Origin of the sequence: Cryptosporangium phraense (genome assembly GCF_006912135.1) — a bacterium.
Classification (GTDB): Bacteria; Actinomycetota; Actinomycetes; order Mycobacteriales; family Cryptosporangiaceae; genus Cryptosporangium; species Cryptosporangium phraense.
Genome location: NZ_VIRS01000001.1, coordinates 171,838 through 184,285 on the forward strand (window position 1 = coordinate 171,838; position 12,448 = coordinate 184,285).

A 12,448-nucleotide genomic window follows, 5' to 3' on the forward strand; every position below is an offset into this window, starting at 1 on the left:
TCAGGCCTCCCGGATCGTCGAACGGGGGTCGAGCAGCGCCAGGACGACGTCGACCACGAGGTTGGTGAGCAGCACCCCGACGCCGTAGACGAGGACGATGGCCTGCACCACCGGATAGTCCTTGGTGAGGATCGACTGGACGATCGTGCTGCCGAGCCCGGGCCAGGCGAACACGTTCTCGACCAGCACGGTGCCGGCCACCATCGCGCTCAGCAGCAACCCGCCGATGGTCAGCGCGCCGGTGACCGCGTTGGGCAGGGCGTGGCGCAGGTAGACGGTCCGCGACGGCAGCCGCTTGGCCCGGGCGGTCCGGACGAAGTCGGCCTCGAGCACCGCCGACATCTCGACCCGGACGATCCGCGCCAGGATCGCCGCCGGTCCGATCGCCAGCGAGATCACCGGCAGCACGTAGGAGGCCGCGGTGTCGTTGCCGGCGATCGGCAGCCAGCCGAGCAGAATCCCGAACACGTACACCAGCGCGACGCCGATCAGGAAGTCCGGGATCGTCGCGACGACCGTGCTGGTGGACGTGAACGCGACCTCGGTGCGGTGCCCGCGGCCCCGCCGGGTCGCCACGCCCATCGCGACGCCCAGCGGGATCGCGATCACGACCGCGGTCAGGAACGCCAGCACGGCCAGCATGAGCGTGGCCGGCAACCGCTGGGCGACGACGTCGGCCACCGGCAGCCGGGACTGGAGCGAGGTGCCCAGGTCGCCGGTGAACAGCCCCTGGAGGTAGTGCAGGTACTGGACGGGCAGCGGGTCGTCGAGGCCCAGCGCGTGCCGCCGGGCCTCGACCAGGTCGGCCGGGGCGGTCGGGCCGAGCGCGCCCCGGACCGGATCGCCCGGGATCAGGTGGATCATCGCGAACGACGCGGTCACCAGCACCCAGAGCGAGACCAGCAGCCGCCCCAGACGGCGCGCGCCGAACCCCACCCACGGGTTGGCCGGGGGTGCCAGTGCGACGGTGGCCGCGGTCATTACTTGGCCAGCATCCGGATGCTGGTGGGGGCGAGCTGGCCGGGTATGTCGAAGCGGGCCGCCTTGCCGAACATGAGCACGTTCTTGCTGGCGAACGGCACGATCGAGGCCTTGGCGATCAGCCCGGACTCGGCGTCGAGCCAGGCCTTGCAGCCCTCGGTGCCGGGCAGCGCCTTGGCCGCGGTGACCGCCTTGTCGTAGTCGGCGTCCTGGATCGCGGCGAAGTTCGTGCCCTTGGGCGCGGCCGGTCCGGACAGGAACGGCACGAGCTGGTCGGGGCTGGAGACGTTGAGCGACACCCAGCTCACGTCCCAGTCGCCGGCCCCGAAGATCGTGCTGGTCAGCGTCGTCTCGCTCTGGGCGTGGGCCACGGCGTCGACGCCGATCGCCTTCCACTGCCTGACCGCGAGCTCGGCGCCCGCGTCGCCGCCGCTGCCGAGGTTGTTCTGGTATAGCAGCGTCACCTTGAGCGGCTTGCCGCCCTTGGCACGCACGCCACCGGCGCCCTTGACCCAGCCGGCCTCGTCCAGCAGCTTCGCGGCCGCGGCCGGATCGGTGGCCGGCAGCGCCGACTTCACCGAGTCGCCGGGGCAGGCGACCGGGGCGTTCGCCGCCAGCGTGGTCGCGGCCGTGCCCTGGCCCGACGTGACCACCTTCCGGAGCTGGGCCAGGTCGAGCGCCTGGGTCAGCGCCATCCGGACCTTCGGGTCGCTGGTCACGCGACCGGCCGCGTGGTTGTACCACTGCTCCCCCACCAGGGCCGGAATGCCGGCCGAGAACAGGCCGGCCTTCTTCAGCCGCTGCGCGTCCGGCCCGATGATCTCGGCCGCGCTCAGGCCTCCGGAGATCAGCAGGTTCGCCGCCGTCGTCTCGTTCTGGACGACCTTCACGACGACGGTCTTGGGCGTGCCCTTGGTGGCGGTCGTCGCTCCGTTGGGTCCCCAGGTGTAGCCGTCCCGGACCTCGTACGTGTAGTGGTCACCCGGGGCCGCCTCGACCAGCTTGTACGGGCCGGTGCCGGACGTCGCCTTCTGCAGGGTCTTCCGGTCGGCCAGGCCGCTCGGGCAGACGATCGGCAGGTTCCCCAGTCCGTTGAGGACGAACGGGGCCGGCTCGGCCAGCGTGATCGTGACCTTGCCGCTCGCGTCGTCGCCGGCCGCCTTCGCGCCGTTCGGGTAGAAGACGCCGAGGAACGGGCTGGCGTTCTTCGGGTTCGCGACGAAGTTGAGGTTGTCGGCCACCGCCGACGCGGTGAGCTTGGCGCCGTCCGCGCAGGTGATGCCGTCGTTCAGCGTCAGCGTGACGGTCTTGTCCTGCACCTGCCAGGACTTGGCCAGCGCCGACTGGATCTCGCCGGACTTGCCGTCGACGCTGACCAGCGGGTCGTAGGCGAACTGGGTGACGGTGAACAGCGACGTACCGGCGCCCATCTGCGGGTCGAGGGCACCGGGGTCGGACGACAGGCCGAGCGTGAACGTGGCGCCGTCGACGACCGGGGCCGACCCGGCGCCGGTGTCGGCGGCGTTCCCGGAGCACCCGGCGAGGACGAGAACGAGGGCGCTGACGGCCGCGGTCGTGAGTTTCATCGGGCTTCCGTTCCGGCGCGGCGGATCGCGCGCCCCAGGTGGAGGTAGAGCGCGTGGCCGGTGCCGTCGTCGCCGAGGAACGCGTGGGGCATGTACATGCCCCGGTCGGCCTCGACCGGGATCAGCATGTCGTCGCGGTAGTGGACGAGCTCGGTCCGTTCGGCCCGGCCACCCATCTCCTCGAAGAAGCCCTTGGGCACCTGCTCGATCCAGATCCGCCGGTCGTCGTCCTGGCTGACCGTGAGGTCGAAGACCTGGGCCGAGTAGGTGCCGAGGAACCTCTCGGCGTCGATCGTCGGCGGGTCGGCCGGCGGGGTGGGCATCGGGGGCAGGCTGACCGGGGAGAACTCGGTCAGGACCCGGCCGACGACGTCCCGGTACAGCGACATCGCGTCGCCGCCGTTCGTCAGCAGCGCGACGGCCAGCCCGGCGTCGGGGACGATCCGCAGGAACGCGGCCTGGCCGACCGTGTTGCCGTCGTGGCCGATCAGGGTGCCGGTCGGGAGGTCGAAGCGCTCGAACCCGAGGCCCCAGGACGTCCCCATCAGGCCGAGGTCGGGCAGGTCGACCTGCTTCTCGTGCATGGCGGCCGCGGTGCCGGGCTTCAGCACCGCGGTGCCGTCGGCGGCCCGGCCGTCGTCCAGGTGCATTTGCGCGAACGCGATCAGGTCCCGGGGACGCATGGCCAGCATCGCGCCGGCCGGCGAGTTGGACTTCGCCATCGCCCACATCGGAGCCGGTTCGTACCCGGCGCCCCGCTCCAGCTCGATGTGGCCCATCGCGGCGCGGTACCTGATCGCCTCGTAGGCGTCGGTCGCGGTGTGGGTCAGCCCGAGCGGCGTGATGAGGTGATCGCGCAGCGCGGCGTCGAAGGTCTTCTGACGCTGGACCTCGACCAGGCGCCCCAGCACGCAGTAGCCGGCGTTGTTGTACGAGAACTGCTCGCCCGGCGGGAAGAGCTGCGGAACGTCGGCCAGGGTCGCGACGAACTTCTCCAGGCAGTCGTCGCCGAGGCCGGTGTCGGTGAAGATGTCACCCTCGAACCCGGCGGTGTGGTCGAGCAACTGCCGGACCGTGATCCGCGCGGCCGCCGCCTCGTCGGCGATGCGGAACTCCGGCAGGTACTCCCGCACCGGCCGGTCGAGCTCCACCGTTCCCTCGTCGACCAGCTGCAGAACGAGCGTGCTTGTCCAGAGCTTGGTGATCGACCCGATCTGGAAGACCGCGTCCGTGGTGGCTTCTACGCCGGTGGCCTTGCTCAGCAGGCCGGCCGCGCCGTCCACCACCTCGCCGCGAAGCGCGATCGCCCATCCCGCGGCCGGGACGTCGTGCTTTTCGAGCAGGAGGGGGAGTTGCTCCTGGAGCCAGACCCGGATGTCGTCGAGATCGCCCATGCGGGGTGAGCGTAGGGACGCCCGCCGTTCACCGGTTGGTCGTCGGCGACCAGTTCGCCGGCCGGCTTGGTGCCGCCCGACGAATCACGAGTCCTTGCGCAGCGCGGACGTGATCCGCTCGCCGACCTCGGCGGTGAGCGGCCCCTCGCACTCCACCCCGAGCAGCTCGGCCAGCTGCCGGCCGTAGAGATCGACCACCGACTCGGTGAGCTCGGCGAACGCCTCGCCCGCGACCCGGGCCCGGTACCAGGCGGTGGCCGCCGTGGCCAGCCCGACGACCGCCGACGGCCACCAGACGACGCCGACCAGGAGGTAGCCGACCGCCCACGCCACCAGCCGGAACGCCGCGGTCAGGGCCGTCCGGGCGGTGGTGACCTCGGCCCGGACGTCGGACGGCAGCGCGAGCCAGAGCCGCGGCCAGGCCGAGCCGAGATCGAGCCGGTAGATCGACCAGACCCGGGCGTCGACCGCGGCGATCCGGTCGCCGAGCCAGAACGCGCGGGTCGGCGGAGCGACGCTGATCCGGTTGCGCCGGGCGTTGAGCTCCTGGGCCCGCGCGGTCCCCTCGCCGCCGCGGGCCGCGGCCAGCAGGGCCGCGGTGAACTTCTCCTCGGCCGCGTCCCAGCGTCGGCGGCGACGGCGGACGGACCAGCGCGGTCGGTCGGCGAGCCAGAGCCGCTCCACGACCACGCCCAGCGCCGACGCGGCCAGGCCGAGGCCGGCCGACGCCACCAGCACCCCGGCCAGCACCAGCACCAGCACGCTCGTGGTGCGGAACGCCGGCTCGGAGGCCAGGTGGTTGAGCCGGTCGATCAGGCGTCCGACGTCGTGCCAGTGCCGGTGGCCGAGCACCAGCCCGGCGGCCGCGGCGGCGGTCAGCGGCAGGCTGGGCAGCACGAGCAGCGTGAGCCAGCGCTCGGCCAGCTTGCCGCCGAGCGCTTCGAGGAACTTCGTCACGGCCGCAGCCGGGTGACGGTCATCGGCGCGCGGTGGACCGCGCAGAGGATCGGCTCGGCCGCCGGCCGCTCCACCCGGTCGCAGCTCCGGCCCGGGCAGGTCAGCACCTCCAGGACGCGGTGACCGTCACCGGCGCCGGGCAGCCGCTGGAACGACCGGGTCCCACCCAGCCCGGCCGCCTGGCCCGCCCGGAGCAGGAGGTCCTCCAGATCGTCGAGATCGTCGGTGAGGTCGTCGGCCGGCACGCCGTCGCGGACCCGGGCGGCGATCGACTCGGCGAGCGTCCGGATCGGAGACGGCCGGCGGACCGCGTCCGTCTCGTCGGCCAGACGTCGACAGAGCACCGCAAGCTGGTCCGCGCTCATCGTTCGAAGGATAGCGTTCCGCTGTGGACCCGTCCGACGACGCGATCGCCGAGCATCGGCGAGACGCGGCCGGCGGTTCGATCAACGCGATGAACGACCTGGCGATGGCGTTGCGCGACCGGTACCGGTACCGCGGCGACGCCGCCGACCTGCTCGACGCCATCGCGACCCTGCGCACCGCGATCGCCCACGTGCCCGACCATCCGATCAGGCACTCGCTGCGCGCGAACCTGAGCGCGTTGCTGCTGGACCGCTTCGAGGAGTTCGGCGAGCTGGACGATCTCTACCGGGTCCTGGCCGGATGCGACGAGTCGATCCCCCGGCTGGATCCCGACGGCCGGTTGGTCGCCGAGACGATGCGGGCCGAGACGCTGGTCGTGCTGGCCGAGCACACCGGGCAGGCCGGGTTCGCGGTCGAGGCCCTGGCCGCGGCGGCCGCGCTGCCGGACGACCCGCCGGTGCGCTTCGTCCGCGCGAAGGCCCAGCTCGTCCGGTACCGGTTCACCGCCGACCGGGGTGCACTGTCCGAGGCGGTCGAGCTCCTGGCGGCCGACGCGCGGACGGCCACCGGGGACCGCGTCCCGCTGGTGCTCGGCCTGCTCGGCGACGCGTTGCTCGACGTCGCCGACGACACCGGCGACGAGACCGTGCGGCAGACCGCGATCGGCCATCTCCGGACGACCCTCGACGACACGCCGAGCGGCTCCCCGCTGCGGCTGCAGCGGCAGATCAACCTGGCCGCGGCGCTGCGCGACCGGGGGCGGCACACCGGCGACGCCACCGCCGGGCGGGAAGGCGTCGACCTGATGCGTGACGTCGTCGCCGGGACGGACCCGGAATCCCGGTTCTGGCCCAACCGGCTCGACAACTACCTGACCGCCCTCGACGATCTGGTCGATCTGACCGGTGACCTCGCGGTCCTGGACGAGGCCCTCCGGATCGCGGGCCGGGCCGGCGGGGGCCGGGCCGGCGCGAGCCGGGCCGGCGCGAGCCGGGCCGGGGTCACGACCATGCTGCTGACCGGCCTGCTGTATCGGCAGCGCTTCGTCCACACCCGGGACGAGCGCGACCTCGCGGCGGCGATCGCCGCGTTTGTCGACGCCGTCGACCAGGATCCGGACCAGGTCGCCGCGCAAGGCAACCTGGCCGCCGCCCGGCTGTCGGAGTACGAGCTCACCGGCGACCCGGAGGCGTTACGCCAGGCGGTGACCGGGTCCGCGGCCGTCGTGCGGGGCAGCCCGCCCGGATCGTCGACCCGCGGTGAGGCCCTGGTCATCCACGCGAACGCATTGCTCGCGTCGGCGGAGCGCCGGTCGGACCCGGGGATGCTGGCCGCCGTCCGGCACACCCTGCGTGAGGCCGCGCGAATACCGGCCCTGCGCCCGGCGAAGCGCGTCGAGGCCGCCCGGGACTGGGCCCGCATCGAGGCCCGTACCGACGCGTGGTCCGCGGCCACCGACGCGTACACCTACGCGGTCGAGCTGCTGCCGCTGGTCGCGCCGCGCCGGCTGGCCCGCGTCGACCAGCAGCGGGCGCTGGCCCGGCTCGACGGCCTGGCCGCCGAGGCGGCCGCCTGCGCGCTCCAGGCGGGCGATCCGCCGACCGCGGTGCGGCTGCTGGAACTCGGCCGCGGGGTCTTGGGCGGCCAGGGGCTGCAGCGGCGCAGCGACCTCTCCCAGCTGCGGTCCCGGGCACCGGGCCTGGCCGACGAGCTGAGCGCCGCGTTCGACCGGCTGGTCCCGTCGGCCCCGGTGACCGGCCTCGACGCCGACGACCGGCACGCGCAGGACCTCCGGCTGGCCGAGCTGCTCGACCGGGCTCGCCGGCTGGACGGGCTGGCCGATTTCCTGGCTCCCCCCAACCTGACCCGGCTCCTCGCGGCGACCGCGGACGGTCCGGTCGTGCTGGTCAACGTCAGCGCGGTGCGCAGCGACGCGTTGATCGTCAAACCGTCGGGCGTCACACCGGTCGGCCTTCCCGGCCTGACGCCCGGCGCGGTGACCGACCGGGCGGCCGCGTTCGGCGCGGCGCTGGCCGCGGCGGCCGTCCCCGGGCCCGGCGAGCGCGCGGCCCAGGACACGGTCGCCGACGTGCTGCGCTGGCTCTGGGACGAGATCGCCGAGCCGGTGCTGGCCAGGCTCGGGCACACGGCCCCCGGGCCGGCCGCCGGGCCGGCCGGCGGGGTAGCTGGCGGGGTGGCCTGGCCTCGGGTCTGGTGGTCGCCGGTGGGTGAGCTGGCGATGCTCCCGCTGCACGCGGCCGCCCCCGGTCCGGACGGCGCCGGTGTGCTCGACCGGGTCATCTCCTCCTATACGCCGACGCTCCGCGCGCTGGGCGAGGCCTCGGGGCCGGTCGCTGTGGACGAGGGCGACCTGGTGACGGTCGCGGTCGGCGACGCCCCGGGGGCGCCCGTGCTGGCGAACGTGGAGCGCGAGGCCACGGCGATCGGCGCGCCGTTCCGCCTGGACGGCGAACAGGCCTCGGTGGCCGCGGTCCGGGCCGCGCTGACCACCCATCCGTCCGTCCACTTCGCCTGCCACGGCGCGAGCGACGTCGACGACCCGTCGGCCAGTCATCTCCTGCTCTCCGACGGCCGGCTCACGGCGCTGGACGTGTCCGCGCTCGATCTGTCGGATGCCCGACTGGCCGTCCTCTCGGCGTGCGAGACCGCGCTGGGCACGCGCCGGATCCCGGACGAGAGCCTGCACCTCGTCTCGGCGTTCCAGCTCGCCGGCTACCGGGCCGTCATCGGGACGTTGTGGCCGGTCAACGACCTGGTGGCCCGGCGGGTCGCGGTAGACCTGCACGCGGGCCTGCGGGCCGGCTCCGACCCGGCGACGGCGCTGCACCACGCCGTGCGACGCTGCCGGGCCCGCTACCCCGCGACGCCGACTCTCTGGGCCGCGCACGTCCATTCAGGCCGATGATGGAGCATGGCCTTCTGGAGGAGAACCAGGAAAACCACCGAACACGTCGAGGGTGACTACGGCCGCGCGGACATCACGGTCACCGAGCAGCCGGGCGACGTCCCGGTCGTCGAGGTCGACCTCGTGCTCAACGCCGAGACCGCACGCGGCCTGGACTTCGAGAGCAAGCGGGAACGGCTGGGGCTCGACCACCCGGACACCCGGCACGCGCTGCACCTCTACGCGGTCACGATCGGCGACGACCCGGACCGGCGCGACGACGCCGTCCAGCTGCTGAGCTGGCTGGCCGACGCGCGGGCGGACGACCCGGAGAACCGGCTCCTGACGCTGAACGATCTCACCCGGCTCCTGGCCGACGCCGGCGAACTGGCGGTGGCCGAACAGCGGCTGCGCGAGGCGTTGACGGGCTGGGAGGATCTCCGCGGCCGGGACGATCCGCAGACGCTGACGATCGCGTCGAACCTGGCCAACACGCTGACCGACCTCGATCGCCGGGACGAGGCCGAGGGGCTGATCCGGGACACGGTCACCCGCCTCACCCGCACGCTCGGCGCCGGGCACCCCGACACGTTGCGGGCCCGCAACACGCTGGCCGGCACGTTACGGGGCTCCCCGGCCCGGCTCGCCGAGGCCGAGCAGATCTACGTCGGCCTCGTCGCCGACGCCGACGAGGGCGCCGACGTCACGCTGGCCGCGCTGCACAACCTCGGCGCCGTCTACGCCCACCAGGGCAAGTTCGACGAGGCCCGGGAGGCGTACGGCCGGCTGATCGAGCGGCGCGCCCGTCACCAGGGCGACGACCACCCCGACACCTGGCGCACCCGCCACAACCACGCCGTCGTCCTCAACCTCCTCGAGCGACCGGCCGAGGCCGAGTCGGAGATGACCGACGTCCTCGACGCCTACCGGCGGCTGTACGGCCGGGAGCATCCGGCGACGATGGGCGTGCAGGTCGACCTGGCCGCGCTGCTGGCCAACCGGGGAGCGAACAGGCAGGCGGTGCCGTTGGTCCGGGAGGCGCTGGGCACCTACCGGCGCACGCACGGGGCCGGACACCCGATGGTGCGGGAGCTGGACGACCTGCTCCGCCGGCTGACCGCGGCCGATCAATCCTGAAGGGATTGCGTACTCGGCCGGAGTCCTATTCGCTTCGGTGGTCCGGCCGGCACTGGAGGCGATGATGACCACGCTGTTCGAGAGCACCGACGCCGAGGCGGTCCGGGAGATGCTGTTGAGCGTCTACGACGCGCGCCGGTTCGCCGCTCCATCCGCGCCGCCCTACCTGCGTATCGGCCTGGACCAGTTCGGGGAGGTCGGGCTGCACCGCATCACGTACGGCATGGACTGCGAGGTGGGCAGCCACGAGCTCGGCGGGCTGTACTTCGGTCACCTCGCCGCCGGCGGCATCGTCTTCCGCCCCCCGGGCGACGCCCGCCCGTACCGGGCCGGGGACGTCTTCCTGGCCGGGCAGCCCGACGAGCCGTATCTGGCCGACATCGTCCAGTCCGACCTCGAGTACGTCGGCCTGGAGCCTTCCCTGCTCACGCAGGTCGCTGCCACCAGCCCGGCCCGCGTCCCGACGCCGATCCGGTTCACCGGCTACCAGCCGGCCACCGCCCGGGACGCCCAGCGGTGGCTGGCCACCGTCGCCTACTTCCGCGAGCTGGTCGCGGACGGAGTGGCCCCGCCTCTCGTGCTGGCCACCGCGTCCCGGCTGCTCGCCGCGACCGCGCTGACCGTCTTCCCGAACGACGCGCTGCGCGACCCGACGATCGAGGACCGCCACGACGCCCATCCGGACGCGCTGCGCCGCGCCGTCGCGTTCATCGACGACAACGCGCAGCGCCCGATCGGACCGGCCGACATCGCCGCCGCCGCCCACGTCAGCATCCGCGCGGTGCAGCTGGCGTTCCGTCGGCACCTGGACACCACCCCGATGGCCTACCTGCGCCGGGTCCGGCTCACCCACGCCCACGAGGCGCTCCGGGACGGCGACCCGGCCACCACGAGCGTGTCGGCGGTGGCCGCGGCCTGGGGATTCGCCGACCACAGCAGCTTCACCGAGCTCTACCGCATCACCTACGGTCAACCGCCCAGCAAGACCCTGCGCGGCCGGTGACGGTTCGTTTCGGCCATAGTCGTGGCCCGATCGTGCGCTGAGAGCGGCAGCGGTGGATTCGGCCATGGATGACGCTCAATGGCGATGGCTTCGCCACACGGCACCCCTCGACCCGACGCCGCCCTCGCCTTCAGCCGGCGCACGCAGGCGGCGCGCCTACGCGACCGCGCCGAAGCCACCCGCGACGCGTCGCGTCAGATCGTCGAGCGCTCCCGGGACCTCGCCGAGCGCTCCACCTTCCTGCTGCGGGCGCGTGGGAGCGGCCACACCATTTCGCTGCACGGCCCCATCGACCGCCAGGCTTCCGGGGATCTCGACGCGATCATCCACGACCTGAGCGGCGCCGGCCGCGGTCCCGCGATCGTCGACCTCTCGGACGCCACGTTCGTCGGCGCGGTGGCCCTGAACTTCCTCGCCCGTCTCGTTCAGACCTGCGGAGCCGTCCAGATCACCGGAGCCGGCCACCTGCCGCTCCTCCCCCGGATGCTCGCCGCCGGACGCCTGGAGCAGGTCACGATCTTCCCGGCTCCACCCCGGCCGGTCAGGCTGGCCAAGGCGGACTGAAGGCGCCGACCTGGGTCATGATCGTCACGTCGTCGGCGGCCCACTCCTCGCTGATCCGGCCGTCGGTGACCCGGTAGATGTCGACCGCGTCCCACCGGCCGATGAACGACTCCAGCAAGCCGAAGACCGACGCGGCGACCGCCTTGTCGGTGCGCGCTCTCGTCGACGTCGACCAGCGGCTTGTGTTTGTTCAGCGCCGTACCCGCCCGATCGGGTCTCGATCATCGAGGTCTGGAACGCTTCGACCTGCGCCCGGGTGACGGAGCAGGGATCCTCGGCAGGGTTCGGTTCCAGTCCGCGAGGTAACACGAAAAAGGGTTCCCACAGGCCTAATGACCTGCGGAAACCCTCGCCGCTGTCGGGATGACAGGATTTGAACCTGCGACCCCTTGACCCCCAGTCAAGTGCGCTACCAAGCTGCGCCACATCCCGCGACTCCCCAACCCTACCGCACCCGCCACCCGGCCTCCGCACCAGTTGCGCCCCCGGGTGCAACACAGGTGCGAACCCCACCAATCCGTGGCATCCCCGCCCGATCGACCGCACTGTGGGTACGTCCCCCCACGAGGAGCCACACCATGACCATCCCCCTGCCCGCCGGCACTCAGCTGATCCTCACCGGCCCGGTACAGGCCGTCGAGTTACTCACGCTCGCCCCGGCCGAGGTCGGCGACCAGGAGCAGATCTCGGTGCTGGTCATGGGATCGGAGTCGCCGCCTCAGCGGGGCATGATCAGCATCCCGACCCCGTTCGGCGTGATGCGCACGGTCGCCGCGCTCGACGTCGACCTGGGCGTCGTCACCTTGAAGATGGCCAAGATCCCTCCGGCGTGGCAGCGCCGCGATGCCCATCGCATGCCGCTCGTGGTTCCGCTCCGCGGGACCACGGTCTCTCTGCCGGCGCTGGCCGGCAGCGCCGGACCGGCGCAGACGCGGCCGGTCCGGTTCAACGGGACCACGGTCGACATCTCGCCCGGCGGGCTGAGCGCGGTCCTGACCGTCGAGTCCGACGCGCTGCGCCTGCCGTCCGGCGTCCGCGACGTGTTCCTCGAGCTCGACCCGTTCAGCGCCCACCCGGTCGCCGCGACGCTCCGCGTCGTCGACGTGCGCTCCGACCAGCTCCGCGGCGAGTTCGAGTATCTGCAGCCCAGCGACTGGCTCCACCTCGCGGCCATGGCCCGCCAGGCCGCCGAGCTACCCCCGCTCGATTAGAGCTCCCGGTTCAGCGCATCGAGGACCCTCTGCACGAGACCGCTGTCGCCCGGCTCCAGCGGTCCGTGCATCTCGACCGACGACCACGGCGACGCGACCCCGACCGTCCCGCGCATCCCGTCCTCCCAGGCCGGACCCTCGCAGAGGGCCCACCACCGGAAGTCGGCCAGCGTCCCCAGCGCCTCCGACCGCTTGCGCGCCGCCTCGTCGCTGCGCACCCACGTGTCGCCGAACCGGTCCTGCCAGGCGGTGTTGTTCCCGGGCTCGTCCATGGCGCGCGTCCCTTCGGTAGGCGGTCCGCTCCGCTTACAGAATCAGCCTTCGGACGCCTGACCGCGCGCCGC

General features: G+C 73.1%; 12 protein-coding genes and 1 tRNA gene. 5 read left to right on the plus strand and 8 right to left on the minus strand.

What is annotated here, in order from left to right; translation table 11 throughout:
- From FL583_RS00730 to FL583_RS00750, 5 genes are all read right to left on the minus strand, one after another.
- Positions 1-981 (minus strand): ABC transporter permease, encoded by a 981-nt coding sequence (locus FL583_RS00730; protein ID WP_142702454.1) that lies wholly within the window; start codon positions 979-981, stop codon positions 1-3.
- Entirely contained in the window at positions 981-2,567 is a 1,587-nt protein-coding gene (locus tag FL583_RS00735) for an ABC transporter substrate-binding protein (RefSeq protein WP_142702455.1), read from the minus strand. The genes FL583_RS00730 and FL583_RS00735 overlap by 1 nt, the downstream gene beginning before the upstream one ends.
- Positions 2,564-3,961, minus strand: a complete 1,398-nt coding sequence (locus FL583_RS00740) for a serine hydrolase domain-containing protein (protein ID WP_142702456.1) — start codon at positions 3,959-3,961, stop codon at positions 2,564-2,566. The genes FL583_RS00735 and FL583_RS00740 overlap by 4 nt, the downstream gene beginning before the upstream one ends.
- Positions 3,962-4,045: 84 nt before the next feature.
- Positions 4,046-4,918 (minus strand): hypothetical protein, encoded by an 873-nt coding sequence (locus FL583_RS00745; protein ID WP_142702457.1) that lies wholly within the window; start codon positions 4,916-4,918, stop codon positions 4,046-4,048.
- A complete protein-coding gene (locus FL583_RS00750; protein ID WP_142702458.1) occupies positions 4,915-5,283 on the minus strand; it encodes a hypothetical protein in 369 nt (122 codons plus the stop codon). Before FL583_RS00750 ends, FL583_RS00745 begins: the two co-directional genes overlap by 4 nt.
- A 23-nt stretch (positions 5,284-5,306) precedes the next feature.
- Here FL583_RS00750 and FL583_RS00755 point away from each other — a divergent pair, with 23 nt between their 5' ends.
- From FL583_RS00755 to FL583_RS00770, 4 genes are all read left to right on the plus strand, one after another.
- A complete protein-coding gene (locus tag FL583_RS00755; protein ID WP_142702459.1) occupies positions 5,307-8,210 on the plus strand; it encodes a CHAT domain-containing protein in 2,904 nt (967 codons plus the stop codon).
- A 6-nt stretch (positions 8,211-8,216) separates the two neighbouring features.
- On the plus strand, positions 8,217-9,326 hold the full coding sequence (locus tag FL583_RS00760) for a tetratricopeptide repeat protein (RefSeq protein ID WP_142702460.1): 1,110 nt from the start codon (positions 8,217-8,219) through the stop codon (positions 9,324-9,326).
- A 64-nt stretch (positions 9,327-9,390) separates the two neighbouring features.
- On the plus strand, positions 9,391-10,329 hold the full coding sequence (locus FL583_RS00765) for a helix-turn-helix transcriptional regulator (protein ID WP_142702461.1): 939 nt from the start codon (positions 9,391-9,393) through the stop codon (positions 10,327-10,329).
- Between the two features lie 84 nt (positions 10,330-10,413).
- A complete protein-coding gene (locus FL583_RS00770; RefSeq protein WP_142702462.1) occupies positions 10,414-10,893 on the plus strand; it encodes an STAS domain-containing protein in 480 nt (159 codons plus the stop codon).
- Here FL583_RS00770 and FL583_RS00775 read toward each other — a convergent pair.
- Positions 10,871-11,011 carry a nuclear transport factor 2 family protein gene (locus FL583_RS00775; protein ID WP_142702463.1) on the minus strand — a complete coding sequence of 47 codons (141 nt, stop codon included), beginning with the start codon at positions 11,009-11,011 and terminating at the stop codon, positions 10,871-10,873. The two genes, FL583_RS00770 and FL583_RS00775, sit on opposite strands and share 23 nt — an antisense overlap.
- 240 nt (positions 11,012-11,251) lie before the next feature.
- Positions 11,252-11,325: transfer RNA gene (locus tag FL583_RS00780), tRNA-Pro, on the minus strand.
- A 146-nt stretch (positions 11,326-11,471) separates the two neighbouring features.
- Here FL583_RS00780 and FL583_RS00785 point away from each other — a divergent pair.
- The gene (locus FL583_RS00785; protein ID WP_142702464.1) at positions 11,472-12,104 is read left to right on the plus strand and encodes a PilZ domain-containing protein; all 633 of its coding nucleotides are present in this window, start codon (positions 11,472-11,474) and stop codon (positions 12,102-12,104) included.
- Here the strand turns inward: FL583_RS00785 and FL583_RS00790 are convergent.
- Positions 12,101-12,376: a hypothetical protein gene (locus FL583_RS00790; RefSeq protein ID WP_142702465.1), complete on the minus strand. Its 276-nt coding sequence runs from the start codon at positions 12,374-12,376 to the stop codon at positions 12,101-12,103. The two genes, FL583_RS00785 and FL583_RS00790, sit on opposite strands and share 4 nt — an antisense overlap.
- Positions 12,377-12,448 lie beyond the last annotated feature (72 nt).

What these genes read in the sequence shown, in the direction of transcription:
- FL583_RS00770 (WP_142702462.1), top strand. Translation starts at nt 10,414, where the DNA reads ATGGCTTCGCCACACGGCACCCCTCGACCCGACGCCGCCCTCGCCTTC.
- FL583_RS00730 (WP_142702454.1), bottom strand. Translation starts at nt 981, where the DNA reads ATGACCGCGGCCACCGTCGCACTGGCACCCCCGGCCAACCCGTGGGTG.
- FL583_RS00735 (WP_142702455.1), bottom strand. Translation starts at nt 2,567, where the DNA reads ATGAAACTCACGACCGCGGCCGTCAGCGCCCTCGTTCTCGTCCTCGCC.
- FL583_RS00785 (WP_142702464.1), top strand. Translation starts at nt 11,472, where the DNA reads ATGACCATCCCCCTGCCCGCCGGCACTCAGCTGATCCTCACCGGCCCG.
- FL583_RS00750 (WP_142702458.1), bottom strand. Translation starts at nt 5,283, where the DNA reads ATGAGCGCGGACCAGCTTGCGGTGCTCTGTCGACGTCTGGCCGACGAG.
- FL583_RS00765 (WP_142702461.1), top strand. Translation starts at nt 9,391, where the DNA reads ATGACCACGCTGTTCGAGAGCACCGACGCCGAGGCGGTCCGGGAGATG.
- FL583_RS00760 (WP_142702460.1), top strand. Translation starts at nt 8,217, where the DNA reads ATGGCCTTCTGGAGGAGAACCAGGAAAACCACCGAACACGTCGAGGGT.
- FL583_RS00740 (WP_142702456.1), bottom strand. Translation starts at nt 3,961, where the DNA reads ATGGGCGATCTCGACGACATCCGGGTCTGGCTCCAGGAGCAACTCCCC.
- FL583_RS00790 (WP_142702465.1), bottom strand. Translation starts at nt 12,376, where the DNA reads ATGGACGAGCCCGGGAACAACACCGCCTGGCAGGACCGGTTCGGCGAC.